We start from the raw sequence: 21,063 nt of genomic DNA on the forward strand, positions 1-21,063 counted from the left end.
GGGGATTCCGTATCAACGTGTGTAAGCAAAATTGGGGTATATGTTACCTCAAAATTTCACACGGAAGCAGCCCGCATTGCAAGGTGATGATGACGTTCAGTTATGCTATAACAACCACCTTGTGTGGCGGCACCGTCTGCCGGAACACTGTCTGACTAAATATAGGATGCACAGCATGGTTACTTTTCACACTAATCACGGTGATATCGTCATCAAAACTTTTGACGATAAAGCGCCAATTACCGTTAAAAACTTCATGGATTACTGCCGCGAAGGCTTCTACGACAACACCATTTTCCACCGTGTGATCAACGGCTTTATGATCCAGGGCGGCGGTTTTGAACCGGGCATGAAGCAGAAAGAAACCAAAGACACCATTCAGAACGAAGCGAACAACGGTCTGAAAAACACCCGTGGCACGCTGGCGATGGCTCGCACCCAGGCTCCGCACTCCGCAAGCGCACAGTTCTTTATCAACGTGGTTGATAACGACTTCCTGAACTTCAGCGGCGAAAGCCTGCAGGGTTGGGGTTACTGCGTATTTGCCGAAGTGGTAGAAGGCATGGACGTGGTTGATAAAATCAAAGCGGTTTCCACCGGCCGCAGCGGCATGCACCAGGACGTTCCTAAAGAAGACGTTATTATAAACAGCGTCACCGTAAGCGAATAATCTCCGCTTAATGATCCTGTTTATTGCAGATTTACATCTCTGCCCAGAAGAACCGGCGATTACCGCCGGTTTTCTGCGTTTTCTGGCAGGCACAGCGCGGGAAGCGCAGGCGCTCTATATCCTTGGCGATCTCTTTGAGGCCTGGATTGGCGACGACGATCCGCAGCCGTTGCATCAAGAAATTGCATCAGCAATCAACGAACTGGTTGCCTGTGGCGTGCCCTGCTACTTCATTCACGGCAACCGGGATTTTCTGCTCGGAAAGCGCTTTGCCCGTAAAAGCGGCATGACGCTGCTGCCGGAAGAAAAAGTGCTAGACCTGTACGGCCGCAGAATATTGATTCTGCACGGCGATACGCTTTGTACGGATGACGCCGGCTATCAGGCGTTTCGCAAGAAGGTGCACCAGCCCTGGCTGCAGTGGGTATTTCTCGCTCTGCCGCTGTTTATTCGTAAACGCGTCGCCGCCAGAATGCGCGCCGGGAGCAAAGCCGCCAACAGCAGCAAGTCTCTGGCAATAATGGATGTGAACCAGCAGGCCGTTATCGATGCTCTTACCCGCCATCAGGTGCAGTGGATGATTCACGGACACACGCACCGCCCCGCCATTCACCCGCTTGAAGCCAACGGCCAGCAAGCGTTTCGCTGCGTGTTAGGCGCCTGGCATACCCAGGGTTCAATGATCAAAGTGACCCCGGAAGACGTCGAGTTAATTCCTTTCGATTTTTAGCCTTAAAGCGCCTCTTTTCGCCGCTTTACTCCCCACGCAACCGTTTTCCTTGCCAGTGGTTCATGATATTCTCACACTCCTTCTGACCGACCGCCAGGCGTTCGGTGATGTTTGCACACCCACAGGAGTTTTGAGACGCATGTCCTCGAACCAATCCCCGGCGCGTATCGCCATTGTCATGGGTTCCAAAAGTGACTGGGCCACCATGCAGTTTGCAGCAGAAATCCTCACCGCCCTTGAAATCCCGCACCATCTTGAAGTGGTTTCCGCGCATCGCACGCCGGACAAGCTGTTCAGTTTTGCCGAACAGGCTGAGAGCAATGGCTATCAGGTGATTATTGCGGGCGCTGGCGGCGCTGCGCATCTGCCCGGCATGCTGGCGGCAAAAACGCTGGTGCCGGTTCTTGGCGTGCCGGTACAAAGCGCGGCCCTGAGCGGCGTGGACAGCCTTTACTCCATCGTTCAGATGCCACGCGGTATCCCGGTAGGTACGCTGGCGATTGGTAAAGCGGGCGCGGCTAACGCGGCCCTGCTTGCGGCTCAGATTCTGGCCCTGCACGACAACGCCTTGCATAAGCGCCTGGCCGCGTGGCGTAACGCGCAAACGGAAGAAGTGCTGGAGAACCCGGACCCGCGGGGTGAGGCATGAAACGCGTCTGCGTATTAGGCAACGGCCAGTTAGGCAGAATGCTGCGCCAGGCGGGCGAACCGCTGGGCATTGCGGTTTATCCGGTAGGGCTTGATGCCGAGCCAGAAGCGGTTCCCTTCGCGCAAAGCGTAATCACCGCTGAAATCGAGCGCTGGCCTGAAACGGCGCTCACTCGCGAACTGGCTCGCCACAACGCTTTCGTTAACCGCGATATCTTCCCAATCATTGCGGATCGCCTGACGCAAAAACAGTTGTTCGATAAGCTCGAACTCGCTACCGCGCCGTGGCAGCTACTTTCCAGCCACGATGAGTGGGCTGGCGTGTTTGCAAACCTTGGCGATCTCGCCATTGTAAAACGTCGCGTTGGCGGTTATGACGGGCGCGGCCAGTGGCGTTTGCGCAGTGATGAAACCGACCAGTTGCCGGAAGACTGCTACGGCGAATGCATCGTTGAAAAAGGCATTAACTTCTCCGGTGAAGTTTCGCTGGTCGGCGCGCGCGGCCACGACGGCACCACGGTGTTTTATCCGCTGACGCACAATCTGCACCAGGACGGTATTCTGCGCACAAGCGTCGCCTTCCCGCATGCAAATGCCGAACAGCAGCAACAGGCGGAAGCCATGCTCTCTGCCATCATGCATGAGCTGGGTTATGTCGGCGTGATGGCGATGGAATGCTTTATTACGCCAGCCGGTCTGCTGATCAACGAGCTTGCGCCGCGCGTTCACAACAGCGGGCACTGGACGCAGAACGGCGCATCCATCAGCCAGTTTGAACTGCATCTGCGCGCGATTGTGGATTTGCCGCTGCCGCAGCCAGTAGTTAACGCGCCGTCGGTGATGGTTAATCTGATTGGCAGCGAGCTGAACTACAACTGGCTGAAGCTGCCGCTTGTGCACCTGCACTGGTATGACAAAGACGTACGCGAAGGACGCAAAGTCGGTCATCTCAATCTGAACGACAGCGATAAAGACAGGCTGAGCGCATCGCTTGAAGCGTTAGTACCGCTGCTGTCACCAGATTATGCGAGCGGCATTGCCTGGGCGCAGAGCAAGCTTCTGTAGCAGGACGGATTTTACGGCGGGTGGCGCTACGCTTACCCGCCCTACGAGAAGTAGTTTGATGCATGCGATTTTGTAGGTCGGATAAGCAAAGCGTCATCCGACATCCGGTACGCCGCATTTTCCCCTCTTTCATTTCTCTCTCACCAGGCGCACAATCCCCGGCGTTTCACCCCCATTTGCTTTAAGGTTTATGTATGCACAACGCCCGCTCCGACACCCAACAATATGAAATCCTGCTGCGCAATGATATTCCGCTTATCGACGTGCGCGCGCCGGTTGAATTTGCTCAGGGAGCCATGCCCGCGGCGCTGAATCTTCCGTTAATGACGGACGACGAGCGGGCCGCTGTGGGCACCTGTTACAAACAGCGCGGACAAAAAGCGGCCATTGAGCTGGGCCACAGCCTGGTGAAGGGAGAGATTCGCGATACCCGCATACAAAAGTGGCTGGAACAGTGCCGGCTGCATCCGGAAGGCTATCTGTGCTGCGCCAGAGGCGGAATGCGTTCCCATATTGTTCAGCAGTGGCTGCGCGAAGCAGGCATAAACTATCCGCTGGTGGAAGGCGGCTATAAAGCGCTACGCCATTACGCATTGCAGACCATAGAGTCCCGCTCAAAGTGGCCGATGGTTCTGGTGAGCGGCAATACCGGCTGCGGTAAAACCATGCTTATCCGCGCGCTGCCGACGGGTGTCGATCTCGAAGGGCTGGCGCGTCACCGCGGCTCCTCGTTTGGCCGCACGATTGTGGAACAGCCTTCCCAGGCAAGCTTTGAGAATAATTTAGCCGCCACGCTGCTCAAAAAAAGCGCGGATACGCAGGTTACCTGGGTTATCGAAGACGAAGGCCGCATGATTGGCTCGCGGCACATCCCGGAATCGTTCAGAGAAAACATGGCTCGCGCGCCGATTGTGGTGGTTGAAGATCCGTTTGAGGTGCGTCTGGAACGCCTGAAAACGGAATATTTCCAGCAGATGAGCGAAGCGTTTTTGTCCGTCAGCGATGAAGAAAGCGCGTGGAAAAATTATGCCGAATACCTGCACCACGGCCTGTTCGCCATTCGTCGCCGCTTAGGCATGGAGCGTTTCCAGCAGTTCACCATGGTGCTGGATAAAGCGCTGGAATTTCAGCGTAATACCGGCTCGAGCGACGGGCATCTGGCGTGGCTTGCGCCGCTGCTGGAAGAATACTACGACCCGATGTATCGCTATCAGTTAAGCAAAAAAGCAGGGCAGATTGTGTTTCGCGGGGATTACAGCCAGGTTGAATCCTGGCTGCGCAGCAGCAGCTACGTCAGCCAGGCAAAATAGTTTCTTAGTGTCGGTCGCGTTTATCCGCGCGACGGGCAAGATAATCCCCCGCCATTTGCACCACCTGCACCAGCACAATCAGCGCAACGACCGTTACGACCATCACCTGCGTTTCGTAGCGGTAGTAACCGTAACGAATCGCCAGGTCGCCCACGCCGCCACCGCCAACGATACCGGCCATCGCCGAATAGCCAATCAGGCTTACCAGCGTAATGGTTAAACCGCGCAGCAGACCCGCGCTTGCTTCAGGTAACAGCACCGTGCAGATGATGCGCATCGGGCTTGCGCCAAAGGCCTGCGCCGCCTCGATAATGCCGCGATCCACCTCACGCAGCGCGCCGTCGACCAGCCGTGCGTAGAAGGCAATCGCTGCCACCGAAAGCGGAACCGACGCCGCAATCGGGCCAATGGTGTTGCCGAGCAGAAACTGCGTCAGCGGTAATAACAGCACCAGCAAAATCACAAACGGCACCGACCGAACGATATTCACCACCACCGAACTAAACACGTTCACAAAACGGTTTTGCCAGAACAGGTTCCTGTCGGTAACAAAAATCAGGAAACCGAGCGGCAAACCGCCGACGATAGCCAGCACCGTTGAGATGCTGAGCATCTGGAAGGTTTCATTAAAAGCGAGCAGCAGGTCCGCGACTAAATCATCCATTGATCACCTCCACCTGGGCCGTACGGGCGCGAATGTGTTCCACGGCGGCATCCACCGCAGATGGGTTATGCGGGGCGGTTAGTTGTACAACCAGAACGCCCAGCGCCTTTTCGCCGATGTATTCAATTTTGCCGTGCAGGATATTTACCGCCACGCCAAATTTTACCGCCACATCGGAAAGCACCGGCTGTTCGGCGGAGTCGCCTATGAATAAAATCTTCAGCAAAGAGCCGTGCAGATGCTGTTGCAGGCGCTCCGGCAGCGTGAGATTCAGCGTGTGGGAAACCAGTTGCTGCGTGAAAGCATGCTGCGGATGCGCGAAGATGTCGAACACCTCCCCCGCCTCCACTACCTTGCCGCCGGACATTACCGCCACCCGATCGCAAATGGATTTAATCACGTTCATCTCGTGGGTGATCAGCACGATGGTAATGCCCAGTTGCTGATTAATCTGTTTGAGCAGCGCAAGAATGGTGGCCGACGTTTCCAGATCCAGCGCCGAGGTGGGCTCGTCGCACAACAGCACGTCCGGATGGTTGGCGATGGCGCGCGCAATGCCCACGCGCTGTTTTTGTCCGCCGCTAAGCTGCACCGGATAGCGGTTGGCTTTGTCATCCAGGCCCACCAGCTTCAGGATTTCCGCCACGCGCGGCGCTATTTTACCGCGCTCCCAGCCTGCGGCCTTCAGGCTGAACGCCACGTTCTGGCTCACGGTGCGGGTATGCATTAAGTTGAAGTGCTGAAAAATCATGCCGATACGCTGACGGGCTTTGCGAAGCTGGCTGCCCTCAAGGGCGGTGATTTCCGTTCCGGCAATTTTGACGCGGCCCAGGCTTGGGCGCTGCAAGGCATTGAGCGTGCGCAGCAGCGTGCTTTTCCCGGCGCCGCTGGTGCCGACGATGCCAAAAATCTCTCCGGACGCAATATGCAGGCTGACGTCGTCCACCGCCCTGCTGGTCTGGTTGCGGCCCGTGGGGAAATCCACACAGACCTTTTCTATTTCAATCATGAAAACCTCAGAGTCAACCACGATGGGCAGGCATCCCGCCTGACCGGATAATGCAGAATTACGGTTTAGCGGCCTGGATCATCCAGTCTGGTTTCTGGAAAGCGCTGAAAATGTTTTTCGGATCGTCGATAACCGCTTTATAAGCCGGTGACTTCACCACTTCCACAATGTCTTTCGCAAAGGGCTTATCGGCATCTTCGGTGCGCACGGCAATGATATTTTTGAGGTTTTCATCGAGGTGTTCCTGCTTAAGCGCGGAATTCAGATCCAGCCCGGCGGCGATAGCAAAGTTGCCGTTCACCAGGGCTGCGGCAGCGCTATCCAGCGTGCGCGGCAACTGCGCGGCCTCCAGCGGTTTAAATACCAGGCCTTTCGGATTGCTGGCGATATCGCGCTCCGAGGCTTTCGTCGGGTCGATATTCTCTTTGATGGTAATCAGCTCCATGGACTGCAGGAACCGCAGGCCTCGCGCCAGATTCGTTGGGTCATTAGAGAGCGTGACGATATCGCCCTTTTTCAGCTCGTCGATACTTTTTACCTTATGGGAATAGAGGCCCATTCCAGCGGTTGGCACGGTCAGCAGCTTCGTCAGCTTCAGGTTTTTATCGGCGGTGAATTTGTTGAAATAGAGGCTGTGCTGGAACAGGTTGGCGTCGATGCTGCCGTTGGCGAGCGCCATGTTCGGCTGAACGTAATCGCTGAATTCGCGCACCACAACTTTATAACCTTTCTCTTTCAGCGACGGCGCGATGGCCTGTTTAACCATATCGCCATAAGGACCAGGCGCTACGCCGAAAGTGATGGTCTTTGAGTCGGCTGCATGCGCCAGGTTCAGACCGCTTGCCAGAAGTAATGCCGCGCTCGCAACGCGAAGGCCGTGACGGATTCCCATATATTCTCCCTGAGATAAATGTGTGCTGTTTTGCGGCGGGCCGATCGGTGCCGGGCCGCTCCATAAGTCGCTGAAACTAAAACCGAGCGATTAAGATGGCACAAACCGCCGCAGGGAGTAATTGCGAAAAAGGAATAAGGAAAGCTGAAATAGGTATAAGCGAGGGGGGGTGGGCGTTTTCCTTTTAAGGCTGTGGCTGGAGGGAAGGTTGGATGTATCTGACATGGGGAGGATTCACTCAATATATAATACAAAAGGAATGACGCTTTATTTGTATTTCTCTATGCGAAATCTGGCAAATTTTTTGCTCTGGGCTTGGTCAGTGTTGACTGTCGGTTAAGTGCCAGAAGCGGACATTGGTCACACCGCGCTATATTAATTAATGGGCAGCAGTCACTTGTTCAGTAATGGTTAATGAAGATCGTGCGCTGATTTTATTTCCATCTGAATATCAAAGGACATTTTCAATTTTTGATTTCCTTGAGGTGCTTGTAAACAGTGGCTCGTCCCATAGAAAGAACGTTGGCAATGTAGTCAGCAGAGTTTCTGACGGTGAATGCTCCCTGGCGATAGAGTTCAGTCACCAGTTCTTTTTTCTGATGGCGAGACAGAGTTGAAAGCGAAGTATTGTTCTCTTTAAGCCACTGGTGGAGAAAAGTATTAATTTTTTCCTGCCAGTCATGTTTAAAAAGCTGGACTGGCTGTGGCTGCAAACGGTTAACGGACAGGAACATATCCAGCGCATTTTTCGCATCATCAAGCAGTGTCGTGCTGAAATTGATGCAAAAAATATATTCGGCTTCACCTTCCACGTTTGCCCGGATACTCACCGAACGCATCTTCTTACCATCCCAGTTCAGCTTTTCATAAGGGCCGGTCATGCTTTCAAGGTCATGAAGCGAAAGTTCTTCTAGCCCAGCATCATCCCCAATGCTCCGTTTGGAAATATTATTGGCAAGGTAGGCAATTTTGCCGCTTTTAACGCTGTGTATAGCGACTTCCACTACCGGGTGAAATAGCGCGGCAATACCGTCAGCGACTGATTTTAATGTAGCGAACTGTTCGTCTTTTCTGCTCTTTTGTACGTCCAATCTCTGGCTCTCCTGGGTCTTCTGACCTAACTGTAACGCAGAACCTTGCTCCCTGTCCCTTTGCTACACACTTTCGGGACAAAAATTCTATTTCTTTGACCATGAGACAGTCAGAACTTTTTTGTATGGCCTGTCCTTTCTCAAGGAATAACTAATATATTCAATTAGATATTCCTTAAATGAATATATTTCGCATTGTTAATTTCAATGGATAAGTATATACAAAATGTACAATATGGATTATATGTCTACACAATGACAGTCTGCAGACAAAAAGTCCCGCTTGCCTGGCTCCGTCACTCACACTCACGATACTGGAGGAATTTATGCGCCCACTGAAGTTAATCGTCATGTTATCCGCAGCCCTATTCGTCAGCTTTTCAGCGGTGTCGGCAACCCTGCCTTCAACCATCCGTATCGGCACAGATCCAGGATATGCACCTTTTGAGTCCAAATCATCGGACGGTAAAGTGATTGGGTTCGACATCGACCTCGCAATGGCCTTGTGTGAACGCATGAAGGTACAGTGCGTGATTGTTGAATCACCCTTCGATGCTCTCATTCCATCCCTGAAAGCCAAAAAAGTCGATGCCATTATGGCGGCAATGACCATTACCCCCGCCCGGCTCAAAGAAATTAACTTCTCTGACAAACTCTACTCGGCAAAAGCGCGCCTGATTGCCCCACGCGGTGTGACATTGCTACCCACGCCTGACTCGCTAATGGGCAAGAATATTGGTGTTCTACAGGGTTCGATTCAGGAAGCCTACGCCAACAAATACTGGCGTAAGAGCGGCATTAATGTCGTCTCGTACCCGACGCAAGATGATATCTATTCCGACCTGACGGCGGGTCGGCTGGATGCCGCCTTCCAGGATGAAGTTGCTGGCATGTATGGTTTCCTGAAAAGCGCAGCAGGAAAAAACTATGACTTTGCAGGCCCGGCAGTACTGGATAAGGACATTTTCGGAGTGGGCGTTGGCATGGGCCTGCGTAAGGACAAACCTGAACTACAACAGGCGGTAAATGAGGCGTTCAAATCGCTGCGGGCTGACGGCACCTACAAAAAGATCGCTGATAAATATTTCTCTTTTGATATCTACTGAGTCAGGAAGCGGAGTCAACATGACCGTCAACACGAGTACCATTTTCACCGGTTCCGCCGGTGCGGGCAGCCAGTCTGAGATCATCAAGCATACTTTTACCGGCGGAGATAACCCGCGTAGCGTCTATATTCAGGCGGGACTGCATGCAGACGAACATCCCGGTATGCTGGTTATCCAGCATTTACTTAAGGAGCTGGAAGTCATTGATCGGGCCTGCGGGATCAACGGCACGATTACGCTGATACCCTTTGCCAACCCTGTGGGAATGATGCAGAACGTGCTGGGGTTCTGGACCGGCCGCTTCAATCTGGCTAACGGTGAAAACTTCAATCGTAACTTTCCAGACCTTGCTGAGGAGCTCGAAGCGCTTCACTCAAACACCGAGTGGGTCGAACTCTCGCCTGCGCTTCAGCTTGATAGCCTGCTGATGCCAAAAGCGCACGAAGATGTGGTCAGTGCCGGTAAAAGAGCGCTGCTTCGCGAGGCAGTTAAACATGACATCATCCTGGATCTTCATTGCGATACGGCAGCCATACTGCATTTTTATACCAATGAACGCTATCGTGAACGTGCAATCAACCTGGCGGCGGCTCTGGGCATTGAGGCTGTGCTGTTGGAAAGTTTTGCCGGTGGTGGCGCCTTTGACGAAGCCTGCACCAAAGGCTGGCAGTGGCTGGCGGATAAAGGACTGGAACCAGCTGAACGCATTCCCTTCTCTGTTTCGGTCGAGCTTCGCGGCCAGGCTGATGTCAGTGATGAACTCGCCGCAGATGATGCACGCCGAATTCTGAGCTATCTGTGCGCAGAAGGCTTTATCAACACCGAAATTCCCGTAACACAGCCGCTTCACCGTGACAGGATTGATACATTTCCGCTGGAAGGTGCGGTGCATTTGCCATCACCGGCAAACGGTCTGGTAGTCTGGAAAAAGCAGTTGGGTGACTGGGTTAAAAAAGGCGAATGTCTTGGGGAAATTGCCAGCCTGGACGGCAAGGCTTGCGGCCAACGTGTGCCAGTTTACAGTCCGGTAGACGGCAGGATTCTGGTACAGCCTTTGACGGCGATGGTCAGAATCGGGCAACGGGTTGCGCTGATTGCAGGTAAAGAGCTACAACAAGACAGGAAAAAAGGTAAGCTGCTGCTGAACTTCTGATATCAATTAAGGCCCCGGAATAACATCCGGGGCTTTTTATTTACGCTTTCAATTGCGCCAGAATACTTGCTGAAATCTGTGCATCTTGCACACCCAGCCCGGTCAAATCGGCAATGGTTATATCAGCCTCACCACGCACACACTGCGAGCGGTCCGACAGTAAACTACCGAGCTCAATAACCTTCGCATTTTCGCGATACTCAACCGGCAAATGGCTTAGTTCGCCATATGCAGCGCACTGTTTAAGAGAATCAGCCACAATACAATTGGCCTTCGCCACAAGTTTTGCGTCAAGTTCTTGCTTACCTGGGGTATCAGCACCCACCGCGGTAATATGCGTACCCGGTTGTACCCAATCGGCAAGTACTAAGGGCTTTGTTGATGGCGTAGCGGTGACGATAACCGAAGCGCCGCTTGCGGCTTGCTGCTCGCTGGTCGTAGTGACCAGTTGAATATCGATATCGGAAAGCTGCTCGCGGAAACGGGACAGCGATTCCTCGCTCCGTCCCCAGACAAACACGTCACGACAAGATGTCAGCTCCAGTAACTGGCGCAACTGAAGCTCCGCCTGTAATCCGGTACCGAAGATTGCAATCCGCTCAACACGCTTAGGGAGCAACATCTCAGCCGCAATGCGCCCAGCGAGCGCAGTACGGACGCCCGTCAACCAACCGCTATCGTTAAGCAGCACCAGCGGCTGCCCTGTTTGCGCTGAGAAGACCATATTCAGCCCGTCGTTACTCGGCAGACCAAGGGAAGGATTGTTATAAAAACCGGTTGAGATTTTTACACAAAAACTTTCGCTTCCCTCAATCCAGGCTGATTTGATACAGCAGTCGCCTTCGGCTTGTGCAAAGGCAAACTGCTGTGCGGGTGGAAGCTGCACCCGCCCTGCGGAAAACGCTTCAAAACCCGCTTTCAATCTGGTCAGCGCATCGTTTTGGTTAAATAACGCTTTGATTTCTTCAAGGCCGATTATTTTCATTTCACAGCACCGGTGAATTTTTCCAGAGTGATATTTTTGCCACACAGTACCACTGCAACACGCTTGCTACGCCACTGTTCTGCCTGTTGCATAAAGGCAGCCATCGCCACCCCAGCCGCGCCTTCCACCATCCAGCGTTCATAACGGGCCAGCGTTTTCATGGCTGCTTTGATTTCCTCTTCACTGACCAGCACACAGTCATCAACAACGGCCTGGCAAATAGGGAAAGTCATTGTGCCAGGTTCAAGTCCACCCGCTGTGCCGTCAGACAGTGTGTCATGCTCTTGCGGTTCAACAATTTCGCCAGCCTGAAGCGAGGCGTACATCGCCACTGATGCTTCTGGCCAACAGGCAATAATGCGGGTTTCCGGTGACAGATGTTTCATCACTGTACCGATGCCTGAAATCAAACCACCACCGCCCACTGCGACAAAAATGGCATCCAGATTTTGCTCTGTTTCAAGGATTTCAAACGCTATGGTGCCTTGCCCGGCGATCACGTCTTCATCATTGTACGGTGAAACAAAGGCGATCCCTTCACGGGCCGCCGTTTCTGCCGCCTCCAGTTCAACACTAAGTGCGTCCTTTTCAATCATATTCACCGTTGCGCCATACGATCGAATAGCATCAAGCTTCAAAGGCGAAGCCGTGGCTGGTACAAAAACGGTAACCGGAACACCTGCCATAGCCCCCGCCAGCGCCATACCTTGCCCGTGATTACCCGAAGAAGCCGTGATCACCCCCTGCGCCTTTTGCTCCGGGGTCAGCAGGCGGATCTTGTTGCTCGCGCCGCGGAATTTGAACGAGCCGGTGTGTTGCAGGTGTTCACTCTTAAGAAAAAGATCGCACTCGTACAGCGTCGAAAGCATGTGACTGCGGTCGAGTGGCGTTTTTCTGACCTGCGGGCGAAGTGCGTTATGCGCTTCCTGGCTGGCGGTAAAAAGTTTGAGTAGCTGTGACATAGTGACTCTCTCCATGTGTATTTATTGTCTAATATAGACTTTTAGTACACATTGTCTATCGCCAATTCATGTATTACAGGACATAGCTGCGTTAAATCAAAACCCGGGGACAGAGAAAATTAGCATTACACGTCAGCCACTTTGCACGGCCATAACGTCCGCTCCTCGCTCAAAGCAGGCATTCAAACAGCCCACCTTTCATAACAAAACGCTACCCCAGGCCTCTTACCACTCTCAATTCCCAGCCCCCTTCCCCATCAGGAAAAGGGGCCTTTTAAATTCAACGCTAAATCAATGAACCCCTGCCACCGGCTCACCCTCGATCATCTGCAACCTGCCTGCGACTCGAACAAACCTCGGTGCTTTTAGATCGTCGGCCAGCACAAAAAGCAACTCGTACAGCATCCCGATCATTTGCTCTCTTTGATCCGGCAGATCCTGATTATTCAGCAGCGCTATCGTCAGTGCCATGCAGTATTCGCGTAGGGTTTCCGAATCTATTGAAAGAGGAGCCCGGTAGTCGCTGGTCTCGCTGTCTTTTAACGTCAGTTGCTCAATTAAATGATCTGGCAGCGGCGCTTTAAGCAAGCTTTTCAGCACTTCCAGCCCGGCAAGCAGGCGGCCACAGAGCGCCATACATTCAGTGTGATTATCATTTTCAATTAAACCATCCACGTACTGCTGGCAAATATCCAGCACCTGGAAGAGATCCATTGCGGCACCCTGCGGTTTTTTTAGCAGGGTTGCGATGCTGTCCGCAAATGCGGGCTGTTGGGGGGTGATTTCAGGGCGAGTCTGTGTGTTACCATCGGCATTAGCCATAGCGTTACTCCTTTTCAGTTACGTTGTGGTTAGCCCTCGTCTGGTGTTCGTGCACCTTTCGGGGGCGTTTTTTTCAGGCTTTTAATGACCTGACTGCTTATTAATCACGCTAATACCACTGGCTAATTCACCAGTAGAATAGATGAAAATTCTGACGGATTTGCAGAATTCGAGGCGGCTCGCAGGAATGGTGAAAAGCTTCGGGGAATTGCAAATAAGGATGCTCAGACGCGCCTGAAAATCGCTGGCGCTGATGCATAAAACCAGGCTAAATGCCTTGTTTTACAGGGCGGGCAGCAGTAGCAGTAGCAGTAGAGTGAGTGCGGGATAATGAGAGAGGTTGCCCTCTCTCATTAATACGATCAGGCGACAAACTGGCGGAACAATGCCTTGCCTTTAAGCAGGCGGATACCCAGCCAGCCCCCGCACAGCGAAAGGAGCAGCGCGCCGACAACGGGCAGGATTACCCACAATCGCCAGTCGGGCTCCCAGGGGAAATCAAACACTCTGGTTTGCAGCACGCCCAATGCGGTTTCTGCGCCGATTGCCGCCACCAGGCCCGACACCAGCCCCAGCACGGCGAACTCGCACCACAAAGTGGTTCGCAGCAGCTTTTTCCCGGCCCCCAAAGTGCGGTAAACCACCAGTTCCTGATGACGCTGGCGCATGCCTACCTGCACCTGAGCCAGCAGCAGCAGAACACCGCACGCGGTGACCAGCACCACCATCACCTCCAGCGCGCGACTCACCTGCTCCAGCACCTGGCCGACCTGGCGCAGGATCGCGCCGATATCCAGCAGGCTGACGGTCGGGAACTCCCGGTTTAATTGCGTTAACAGCCCGTTGGTGCCCTCCCAGCGGAAGCTGGTAAGCCAGCTTTGCGGTTGGTTATCCAGCGCGCCCGGCGGGAAGATAAAGTAGAAGTTAGGCCGCAGGCTTTCCCAGTCGACCTTGCGCAGGCTGGAAACTTTGGCCGAGAAGTCCTGGGTGTCGCCCATAAAGGTAACGGTATCGCCTGGCTTAATGTTCAGCCGCTTTGCCACGCCCTCATCCATTGAGACTTCGCCCGCCTTCGGCGGCCAGCTTCCTGCCAGAATCGGGTTGTGCTCCGGCTTCTGGCTCTGCCAGGTGAGGTTCAGCTCGCGGTTTAACGCCTCGTCCGGATTGCCCTCGGTGGACTTACCGTTTATCGCCGTCATGCGTACCCGCACAATCGGATAGAAAGATTCCGGGATAACCTGATGCTCGGCTAAAAACGCTTTCACCGGCTGCACCTGCTCGGTGGCGATGTTTAACAGAAAATAGTTCGGGCTTTCAGGCGGCAACTGTTGCTGCCAGCGGTCGAGCAGATCGCCACGCAGCACCAGCAGCAAGGCCAGCAGCATAAACGACAGCGAGAAGGCAGCGAGCTGGCTTAACGTTGCCCACGGCTGGCGCAGCAGGCGGTTCACCGCCAGACGCAGCGCGAGATTTTTTACCGTTAGCTTTTTGAGGAGCTTCAGCACGCCCCAGCCCACGATGCCGCAAAGCGCCGCCAGCACGACCGTTCCCGCAAGCACCGCCCATAGCAGCGTGCTGCCGCCCATCAGCAAGGCCAGCAGAAGGACGACAACAATACTGACTAACGGCAGATAAATTTTCAGCGGCCAGACGTTAGCCACCGCGTCACGGCGCAGCACGCGCAGGGGCTGCGTCGCAAGCAGCAGGCGATAAGGACGCAGCCCAACCAGCAGCGAAATCACGACCATCGATCCTGTCGCCCAAAGCCAGGGCCACAGGCTCGCCGGCGGAAGTTCTGCGGGCAGCACCGGTTTTAACAGACGCATCAGCACCGCTTCAAATACCAGCCCGGCCGCGCCGCCGGTAACAGCCGCAAGCGCGAGCACCATTATCCACTGGCCGATAATAAGCTTACGCAGCGCCGCCCGCCCTGCCCCGAGCGTTTTCAGAATGGCGACCAGATCATAACGGCTGCGGCAGTAGTGGTTCATCGCCACCGCAACGGCGGCCACCGCTAACAGCAACGTCAGCAGCGCGGAAAGCAGGAGAAATTGTTGTGAACGCTCAAGGGATTTGCCCAGCGCGCCTTCGTCCTGTTCCATGCCGTACCAGCGCTGTTCTGGCTTCAGCTTCGGCAGCAGGTATTTTTCGTAAGCTTCAATCTGCTGTGGCGTCCCGCCGAATTTGTAGCGCCAGGTTATGCGGCTGCCCGGCTGCACCGCCCCGGTTTTTTCGACATCCGCCAGGTTCATCATCAGACGCGGCGCCATCTGGAAAGGATTGAAGCCGGAATCAGGCTCCTGCACCACTTCGCCCGCAATGCGCAGCGTGGCATCGCCCACGTCCAGCGTGTCGCCTGGTTTCAGATTCAGCAGCGCCATCAACCGCGACGCGAGCAGTACGCTGCCCGGCGCTGGCTTCAGTCCCGGCGGATTTGTTTCCAGCTTGCCGTACATCGGGTAGATATCATCTACCGCTTTGACGCTCGCCAGTTGCGGCGTGTCGCCCGCAAAGGTCATCGTGGCGAAGGTGAGCTGTTTGCCTACCTTCAGGCCGTCTTTATGCGCCTGGCTCAGCCATTCCTCCGGCACGGCGCGTGCGCTGCGTAACGCCCGGTCGCCCGCCATAAAGTCCCGGCTTTGTTGATTAAGCCCCTGCTCCATACGGTCGCTGATATTGCCCAGCGCCAGCACGCAGGCCACCGCCAGGCTTAAGGCCAGCCAGACAATCAGCAGCGAGGGCGAGCGCCATTCGCGCCAGAACCAGCGGGCTATCATGCTTCCTCCCACAATTTACCTTCACGCAGGCGCAGGCGGCGGTCGCAGCGGGCGGCCAACTGTTCATCGTGGGTGACGAGGATAAGCGTGGTGGCGAAGTCACGGTTAAGCGAGAAGAGTAAATCGGCGATGCGATCGCCGGTTTGCCTGTCCAGGTTGCCGGTTGGCTCATCGGCAAACAGCACGGCTGGTCGCCCGTTAAACGCACGCGCCAGGGCAACGCGCTGCTGTTCGCCGCCGGATAGCTGGGCCGGAAGATGATCCAGGCGCTTGCCCAGCCCGAGCTGTTCAAGCAGGGCTTTCGCCTGCGCGCGGCTGGCGGAATCTTTCTCGCCGCGCAGCAGCGCCGGAAGCTCAACGTTTTCCAACGCGTTTAAGGTTGGCACCAGCATGAAAGACTGAAACACGAACCCAACGTTTTTAGCGCGCAGCGCCGCACGCGCCTCTTCGTCCATGCTGTGAAGCGGTTGCCCGCACAGATGCACCTCGCCTTCGCTGCCATCGTCCAGCCCGGCCAGAATCGCCAGCAGCGTGGACTTCCCGGAGCCTGATTCGCCGATTAACGCGATGGTCTGCGCCGGTTTGACAACCAGCTCAACTCCGGTAAGGATGGAGAGCTGATGTTCCCCCAGACCTACGGACTTACTAAGATGATGAACTTCAACAATGTTTTCCGCTGGCATTTGCCCTTCCTGTTTCTGGCTTTGATGACCTTCCGTGCCGCCGCTGCGGACACGTTGTTGATTCTGGGTGACAGCCTGAGCGCCGGTTACCGCATGTCTGCGACCGCCGCCTGGCCTGCGCTGCTGGATTCGAAATGGCAGCAGCAAAATACCAAAGTGATTAACGCCAGCATCAGCGGCGATACGGCTCCGCAGGGGCTTGCGCGCCTGCCGGCGTTATTAAAACAGCATCAGCCGCGCTGGGTATTAATTGAACTGGGCGGCAACGACGGGCTGCGCGGTTTCCAGCCGCAGGCCATTGAGAAAAGTTTGCGGCAGATAATCACCGACGTGAAGGCGGCAAACGTTCAGCCCCTTCTGATGCAAATACGTCTGCCGGCAAACTACGGTCGTCGGTATAATGATGCGTTTAGCGCTATTTATCCGCAGCTTGCCAAAGAGTTTGATATTCCTCTGCTGCCCTTTTTTATGGAGGAGGTCTATCTGAAACCGCAATGGATGCAGGATGACGGCATTCACCCTAACAGTGATGCCCAGCCTTTTATCGCCGACTGGATGGCGACCCGTCTGGCTCCTTTAGTTAACCATGACTCATGAACAATCGGGATTCCCCTCGGGTAAAGTTATGCAAAAATCCATCTTAATTACAGGCTGTTCCAGCGGTATTGGCCTTGCATCCGCAAAAGAATTGCAGTCGCTCGGCTATCGTATTCTGGCCGCCTGCCGCAAACCCGAAGATGTCGGGCGCATGAATCAGGCCGGATTTACCGGCATTTTGCTCGATCTCGACTCGCCGCAAAGCGTGGAACATGCAGCGGCGGAAGTCATCGCGCTGACCGGAAATCGCCTTTATGGGCTGTTTAACAACGGCGGCTACGGCGTGTACGGGCCGCTGCAAACCCTTTCCCGCGAACAGATGGAACAGCAGTTTTCCACTAACATATTTGGCGCCCATCAGCTCACTATGCTGTTGCTGCCCGCCATGTTGCCGCACCGCGAAGGCCGCATCGTGATGACAAGTTCGGTGATGGGCCTTATCGCCACGCCCGGGCGCGGGGCCTACGCCGCCAGCAAATACGCGCTGGAAGCCTGGTCCGATACGTTGCGCATGGAGCTGCATCACAGCGGCATTAAGGTCAGTTTGATCGAACCTGGCCCGATTCGCACGCAATTTACCGAGAACGTAAATCAGACTCGCTCGGACCAGCCGGTTGAAAATCCCGGTATCGCCGCACGTTTTACGCTTGGCCCGGAGGCGGTGGTCGAAAAAGTGCGCCATGCTTTTGTCAGTCCAAAACCAAAATTACGCTATCCGGTGACGCTTGTTGCCCATGCGATGTCCTGGCTACGTCGCCTGCTGCCGGGCCGCGCGCTTGATAAAATTTTACGTGGTTGAGTTGAAGACAAGCCAGTCGCCCCCATGTAAAAACAAATCTTTATAAGAGAGTAAGCTATGTCAGCCCAATACATTATCGATATCACCGAAGCGAACCTGCATCAGACCCTGGAACAATCCGTTACTACGCCGGTTCTGTTTTACTTCTGGTCGGCGCGCAGTCAGCACTGCGAAGAACTGACGCTGGTGCTGGACAGACTCGCCGCGCAATATCAGGGGCAGTTCATTCTCGCCAAAGTAGATTGCGATGCAGAGCAGATGGTCGCTTCCCAGTTTGGTTTACGCAGCATTCCTACCGTTTATCTGTTCCAGAACGGCCAGCCGGTAGACGGTTTCCAGGGGCCGCAGCCAGAAGAGGCGATTCGCGCTCTGCTGGAGAAAGTCCTGCCGCGTGAAGAAGAGTTAAAAGCTCAGGAAGCCATGCAGCTTGTGCAGGAAGGCAAACACGCCGAGGCGCTGCCGTTGCTCAAAGATGCCTGGCAGCTTTCTAATCAGAACAGCGAAATCGGCCTGCTGCTGGCGGAAGTGCAGATCGCGCTGAACCGCAGCGAAGATGCCGAAGCCGTGCTGAAAACCATTCCTTTGCAGGATCAGGATACGCGCTATCAGGGGCTTATCGCGCAGATCGATCTGCTCAAGCAAGCCGCGGATACGCCGGAGATCCAACTGTTGCAGCAGCAGGTTGAGCAGGATCCTGAGAATGCACAGTTGGCAAGCCAACTGGCGCTGCAGCTCCATCAGGTCGGCCGTAACGAAGAAGCCCTTGAGCTGCTGTACACCCATCTGAAAAAAGATCTGGGCGCAGCCGATGGGCAGGTGCGCAAAATGCTGATGGAGATCCTTGCAGCACTCGGCACCGGCGATGCGCTGGCCTCTAAATATCGCCGCCAGATTTATTCTCTGCTCTACTAATCCCTCTTTTGAGAAGCGTCGGGTGGCGCTTGCGCTTACCCGACCTACAAAAATTGCATATCGGGTGGCTCTTATGCCGCTACCGACCTACAAAAACTGCATTTAAGCGAGTCGTAGGGTGGATAAGCGCAAGCCGCCATCCACCGGTTAATTTCCATGTGACGCTTGCGCTTACACGACCTACAAAGCGCCCCTTTCACGTCATAAAATGTTTATTTCAGGAAATAACCGATATCAAACATAGAAGTCACTGAATGTTTCCGCATCAACGGTTAAACTAGCATCAAAACAACCAGGAGGTTTTTTGATGTTAATCGTGATCCCCGTACTGATCCTCGTCGCGCTGATAATCGTCGGCGCCGGGGTAAAAATCGTCCCTCAGGGCTACCAATGGACCGTGGAGCGCTTTGGTCGTTACACCAAAACCCTAATGCCGGGCTTAAGCCTTGTGGTGCCGTTTATGGACCGCATCGGCCGCAAAATCAATATGATGGAGCAGGTGCTCGACATTCCCTCTCAGGAAGTCATTTCCAAAGATAACGCCAACGTTTCCATTGACGCGGTGTGCTTTATTCAGGTGGTGGACGCTCCACGCGCGGCTTATGAAGTCAGCAACCTTGAGCTGGCCATTATCAACCTAACCATGACCAACATCCGTACCGTGCTCGGTTCCATGGAGCTCGACGAAATGCTTTCCCAGCGTGACAATATCAACACGCGCCTGCTGCATATCGTGGATGAAGCGACAAATCCGTGGGGCATTAAAATCACGCGTATTGAGATCCGCGACGTGCGCCCGCCGGCTGAACTGATTGACGCCATGAATGCCCAGATGAAGGCTGAACGTACCAAGCGTGCCTACATTCTTGAAGCTGAAGGTATTCGCCAGGCGGAAATCGTGAAGGCCGAAGGCGAGAAGCAGTCGAAAATCCTCAAAGCCGAGGGTGAACGCCAGTCGGCATTCCTGCAGGCAGAAGCCCGCGAACGTAGCGCCGAGGCGGAAGCCCGTGCAACGCAGATGGTTTCCGAAGCTATCGCCAAAGGCGATATCCAGGCGGTGAACTACTTCGTTGCGCAGAAATATACCGATGCGCTGCAACAGATTGGCTCGGCGAATAACAGCAAGGTCGTGCTGATGCCGTTAGATGCCAGCAGTCTGATGGGGTCCATTGCCGGTATCAGCGAACTGATCGCACAAAGCGGTAACGAGCGTAAAAAATGATAGCCCTGCTGCTTACCCATCCGCATGTCTTCTGGCTGACGCTGGGCGGCCTGCTGCTGGCGGCAGAAATGCTCGGCGCCAGCGGTTATCTGCTTTGGAGCGGCGTGGCGGCGGTCGTCACGGGCTTGCTGGTGTGGGTGCTGCCGCTGGGCTGGGAATGGCAAGGCGTTTGCTTTGCCCTGCTGACGCTGGTGGCGGCCTTCCTTTGGTGGCGCTGGCTGTCGACCCGCAAGCAGCAGGAGCCAGGTGAAGTGCTAAACCAGCGCGGACACCAACTTGTGGGCCGGCATTTACGTCTGGACGTAGCCTTAGTTAACGGACGCGGCCACGTGCGGGTTGCCGACAGTTCCTGGCCCGTCATGGCAGACCGCGATTTGCCTGCGGGCACAGAAGTCGTCGTGGTTGCCGTCGAAGGCATCACCCTGAAAGTGCAGGCGCGTTAACCGGCTCTGGCGGATGGCGCTTCGCTTACCCGCCCTACGTTAACGCGGACGGCAGCAGCCGGAAAGATTATCGATAATCGGGCAGTCGGCGCTGTCATCGCCGGGGCAGGATTCTGCAAGCGCCAGTAATTGCTGGCGCATCGCCTGCAATTCGCTGATATGTTTTTCAATGTCCGCCACTTTTTGCAGCGTTCTGGATTTCACATCGGCGCTATGACGGGCGGGATCGTTAAACAGATTCACCAGCTCGCGGCACTCTTCCAGATTAAAACCAACCTGGCGCGCCTGGCGCAGCAGCGTAAGTTCATCAAGGTGTTTTTGCGTGTAAGTCCGGTAACCGTTTTCAGAACGAAACGGCGTCGTCACAAGCCCCTTCTCTTCGTAAAAACGAATCGCTTTACTGGTTAACCCTGTCTTTTTCGCCACATCGCTGATATTCACGTTTCCTCCTTGCGCTTCACCTTGATGGGAAGCCAGCGCGGCAATAACGAATAACATCATTGGTTATTACGGCCAGCTCCCC

Annotated in this window: 22 protein-coding genes; 12 read left to right on the top strand and 10 right to left on the bottom strand. The window is 54.7% G+C overall.

Translation table 11 applies throughout. From position 1 onward, the window contains the following. Positions 1 to 175 precede the first annotated feature (175 nt). The 5 genes from ppiB to mnmH all read left to right on the top strand — a co-directional run bounded on the left by ppiB (position 176) and on the right by mnmH (position 4,423). Positions 176 to 670, top strand: a complete 495-nt coding sequence (ppiB, locus tag MUA00_RS07535) for a peptidylprolyl isomerase B (RefSeq protein ID WP_271122484.1) — start codon at positions 176 to 178, stop codon at positions 668 to 670. A gap of 10 nt (positions 671 to 680) precedes the next feature. Further along, complete coding sequence (lpxH, locus tag MUA00_RS07540; RefSeq protein WP_271122485.1) at positions 681 to 1,400, top strand: UDP-2,3-diacylglucosamine diphosphatase; 720 nt, start codon at positions 681 to 683, stop codon at positions 1,398 to 1,400. Positions 1,401 to 1,539: 139 nt separating this feature from the next. Then, the gene (purE, locus tag MUA00_RS07545; protein ID WP_271122486.1) at positions 1,540 to 2,049 is read left to right on the top strand and encodes a 5-(carboxyamino)imidazole ribonucleotide mutase; all 510 of its coding nucleotides are present in this window, start codon (positions 1,540 to 1,542) and stop codon (positions 2,047 to 2,049) included. Beyond that, entirely contained in the window at positions 2,046 to 3,113 is a 1,068-nt protein-coding gene (purK, locus tag MUA00_RS07550) for a 5-(carboxyamino)imidazole ribonucleotide synthase (protein WP_271122487.1), read from the top strand. Before purE ends, purK begins: the two co-directional genes overlap by 4 nt. Positions 3,114 to 3,307: 194 nt before the next feature. Then, entirely contained in the window at positions 3,308 to 4,423 is a 1,116-nt protein-coding gene (gene mnmH, locus MUA00_RS07555) for a tRNA 2-selenouridine(34) synthase MnmH (RefSeq protein WP_271122488.1), read from the top strand. Between the two features lie 4 nt (positions 4,424 to 4,427). Here mnmH and MUA00_RS07560 read toward each other — a convergent pair whose 3' ends face one another. The 4 genes from MUA00_RS07560 to MUA00_RS07575 form a co-directional block, all read right to left on the bottom strand. Further along, positions 4,428 to 5,087 carry a methionine ABC transporter permease gene (locus MUA00_RS07560; protein WP_271122489.1) on the bottom strand — a complete coding sequence of 220 codons (660 nt, stop codon included), beginning with the start codon at positions 5,085 to 5,087 and terminating at the stop codon, positions 4,428 to 4,430. Continuing rightward, positions 5,080 to 6,096 carry a virulence-associated ABC transporter ATP-binding protein SfbB gene (sfbB, locus tag MUA00_RS07565; protein ID WP_271122490.1) on the bottom strand — a complete coding sequence of 339 codons (1,017 nt, stop codon included), beginning with the start codon at positions 6,094 to 6,096 and terminating at the stop codon, positions 5,080 to 5,082. The genes MUA00_RS07560 and sfbB overlap by 8 nt, the downstream gene beginning before the upstream one ends. Positions 6,097 to 6,154: 58 nt before the next feature. Beyond that, positions 6,155 to 6,988, bottom strand: coding sequence for a MetQ/NlpA family ABC transporter substrate-binding protein (locus MUA00_RS07570; protein ID WP_271122491.1), 834 nt, complete (start codon positions 6,986 to 6,988; stop codon positions 6,155 to 6,157). A 464-nt stretch (positions 6,989 to 7,452) separates the two neighbouring features. Continuing rightward, positions 7,453 to 8,079, bottom strand: a complete 627-nt coding sequence (locus tag MUA00_RS07575; protein WP_271122492.1) for a helix-turn-helix transcriptional regulator — start codon at positions 8,077 to 8,079, stop codon at positions 7,453 to 7,455. Positions 8,080 to 8,405: 326 nt separating this feature from the next. Between MUA00_RS07575 and MUA00_RS07580 the strand changes: the two genes are divergently transcribed. Together MUA00_RS07580 and MUA00_RS07585 are read left to right on the top strand one after the other, a co-directional pair. Continuing rightward, a complete protein-coding gene (locus MUA00_RS07580) occupies positions 8,406 to 9,185 on the top strand; it encodes an ABC transporter substrate-binding protein (protein ID WP_271122493.1) in 780 nt (259 codons plus the stop codon). Positions 9,186 to 9,204: 19 nt separating this feature from the next. Then, entirely contained in the window at positions 9,205 to 10,338 is a 1,134-nt protein-coding gene (locus MUA00_RS07585) for a succinylglutamate desuccinylase/aspartoacylase domain-containing protein (RefSeq protein ID WP_271122494.1), read from the top strand. 40 nt (positions 10,339 to 10,378) lie between these two features. On the opposite strand, the gene MUA00_RS07590 is transcribed toward MUA00_RS07585, so the two are convergent. From MUA00_RS07590 to ybbA, 5 genes are all read right to left on the bottom strand, one after another. Next, positions 10,379 to 11,323 (bottom strand): Rossmann-fold NAD(P)-binding domain-containing protein, encoded by a 945-nt coding sequence (locus tag MUA00_RS07590; protein WP_271122495.1) that lies wholly within the window; start codon positions 11,321 to 11,323, stop codon positions 10,379 to 10,381. After that, the gene (locus MUA00_RS07595) at positions 11,320 to 12,285 is read right to left on the bottom strand and encodes a threonine/serine dehydratase (RefSeq protein WP_271122496.1); all 966 of its coding nucleotides are present in this window, start codon (positions 12,283 to 12,285) and stop codon (positions 11,320 to 11,322) included. Before MUA00_RS07595 ends, MUA00_RS07590 begins: the two co-directional genes overlap by 4 nt. 291 nt (positions 12,286 to 12,576) lie before the next feature. Continuing rightward, a complete protein-coding gene (locus MUA00_RS07600; RefSeq protein WP_271122497.1) occupies positions 12,577 to 13,107 on the bottom strand; it encodes a hypothetical protein in 531 nt (176 codons plus the stop codon). A 362-nt stretch (positions 13,108 to 13,469) separates the two neighbouring features. Then, a complete protein-coding gene (gene ybbP / locus MUA00_RS07605; protein ID WP_271122498.1) occupies positions 13,470 to 15,884 on the bottom strand; it encodes a putative ABC transporter permease subunit YbbP in 2,415 nt (804 codons plus the stop codon). After that, positions 15,881 to 16,567, bottom strand: a complete 687-nt coding sequence (ybbA, locus tag MUA00_RS07610) for a putative ABC transporter ATP-binding protein YbbA (protein ID WP_271122499.1) — start codon at positions 16,565 to 16,567, stop codon at positions 15,881 to 15,883. Before ybbA ends, ybbP begins: the two co-directional genes overlap by 4 nt. Here ybbA and tesA point away from each other — a divergent pair. From tesA to MUA00_RS07635, 5 genes are all read left to right on the top strand, one after another. After that, positions 16,535 to 17,164, top strand: coding sequence for a multifunctional acyl-CoA thioesterase I/protease I/lysophospholipase L1 (tesA, locus tag MUA00_RS07615; protein ID WP_271122500.1), 630 nt, complete (start codon positions 16,535 to 16,537; stop codon positions 17,162 to 17,164). The genes ybbA and tesA overlap by 33 nt on opposite strands. Beyond that, on the top strand, positions 17,154 to 17,963 hold the full coding sequence (locus MUA00_RS07620) for an SDR family oxidoreductase (protein ID WP_271122501.1): 810 nt from the start codon (positions 17,154 to 17,156) through the stop codon (positions 17,961 to 17,963). Before tesA ends, MUA00_RS07620 begins: the two co-directional genes overlap by 11 nt. A 57-nt stretch (positions 17,964 to 18,020) precedes the next feature. Further along, positions 18,021 to 18,875, top strand: a complete 855-nt coding sequence (locus MUA00_RS07625; protein ID WP_271122502.1) for a co-chaperone YbbN — start codon at positions 18,021 to 18,023, stop codon at positions 18,873 to 18,875. Between the two features lie 307 nt (positions 18,876 to 19,182). Then, on the top strand, positions 19,183 to 20,097 hold the full coding sequence (locus tag MUA00_RS07630) for an SPFH domain-containing protein (protein WP_271122503.1): 915 nt from the start codon (positions 19,183 to 19,185) through the stop codon (positions 20,095 to 20,097). Continuing rightward, the gene (locus MUA00_RS07635) at positions 20,094 to 20,540 is read left to right on the top strand and encodes an NfeD family protein (protein ID WP_271122504.1); all 447 of its coding nucleotides are present in this window, start codon (positions 20,094 to 20,096) and stop codon (positions 20,538 to 20,540) included. Before MUA00_RS07630 ends, MUA00_RS07635 begins: the two co-directional genes overlap by 4 nt. Before the next feature lie 39 nt (positions 20,541 to 20,579). Here MUA00_RS07635 and cueR read toward each other — a convergent pair whose 3' ends face one another. Next, positions 20,580 to 20,981, bottom strand: coding sequence for a Cu(I)-responsive transcriptional regulator (gene cueR / locus MUA00_RS07640; protein ID WP_271122616.1), 402 nt, complete (start codon positions 20,979 to 20,981; stop codon positions 20,580 to 20,582). Between the last annotated feature and the right edge of the window lie 82 nt (positions 20,982 to 21,063).

This window comes from Dryocola boscaweniae, assembly GCF_025215095.1.
In the GTDB taxonomy this organism is placed as follows: domain Bacteria; phylum Pseudomonadota; class Gammaproteobacteria; order Enterobacterales; family Enterobacteriaceae; genus Dryocola; species Dryocola boscaweniae.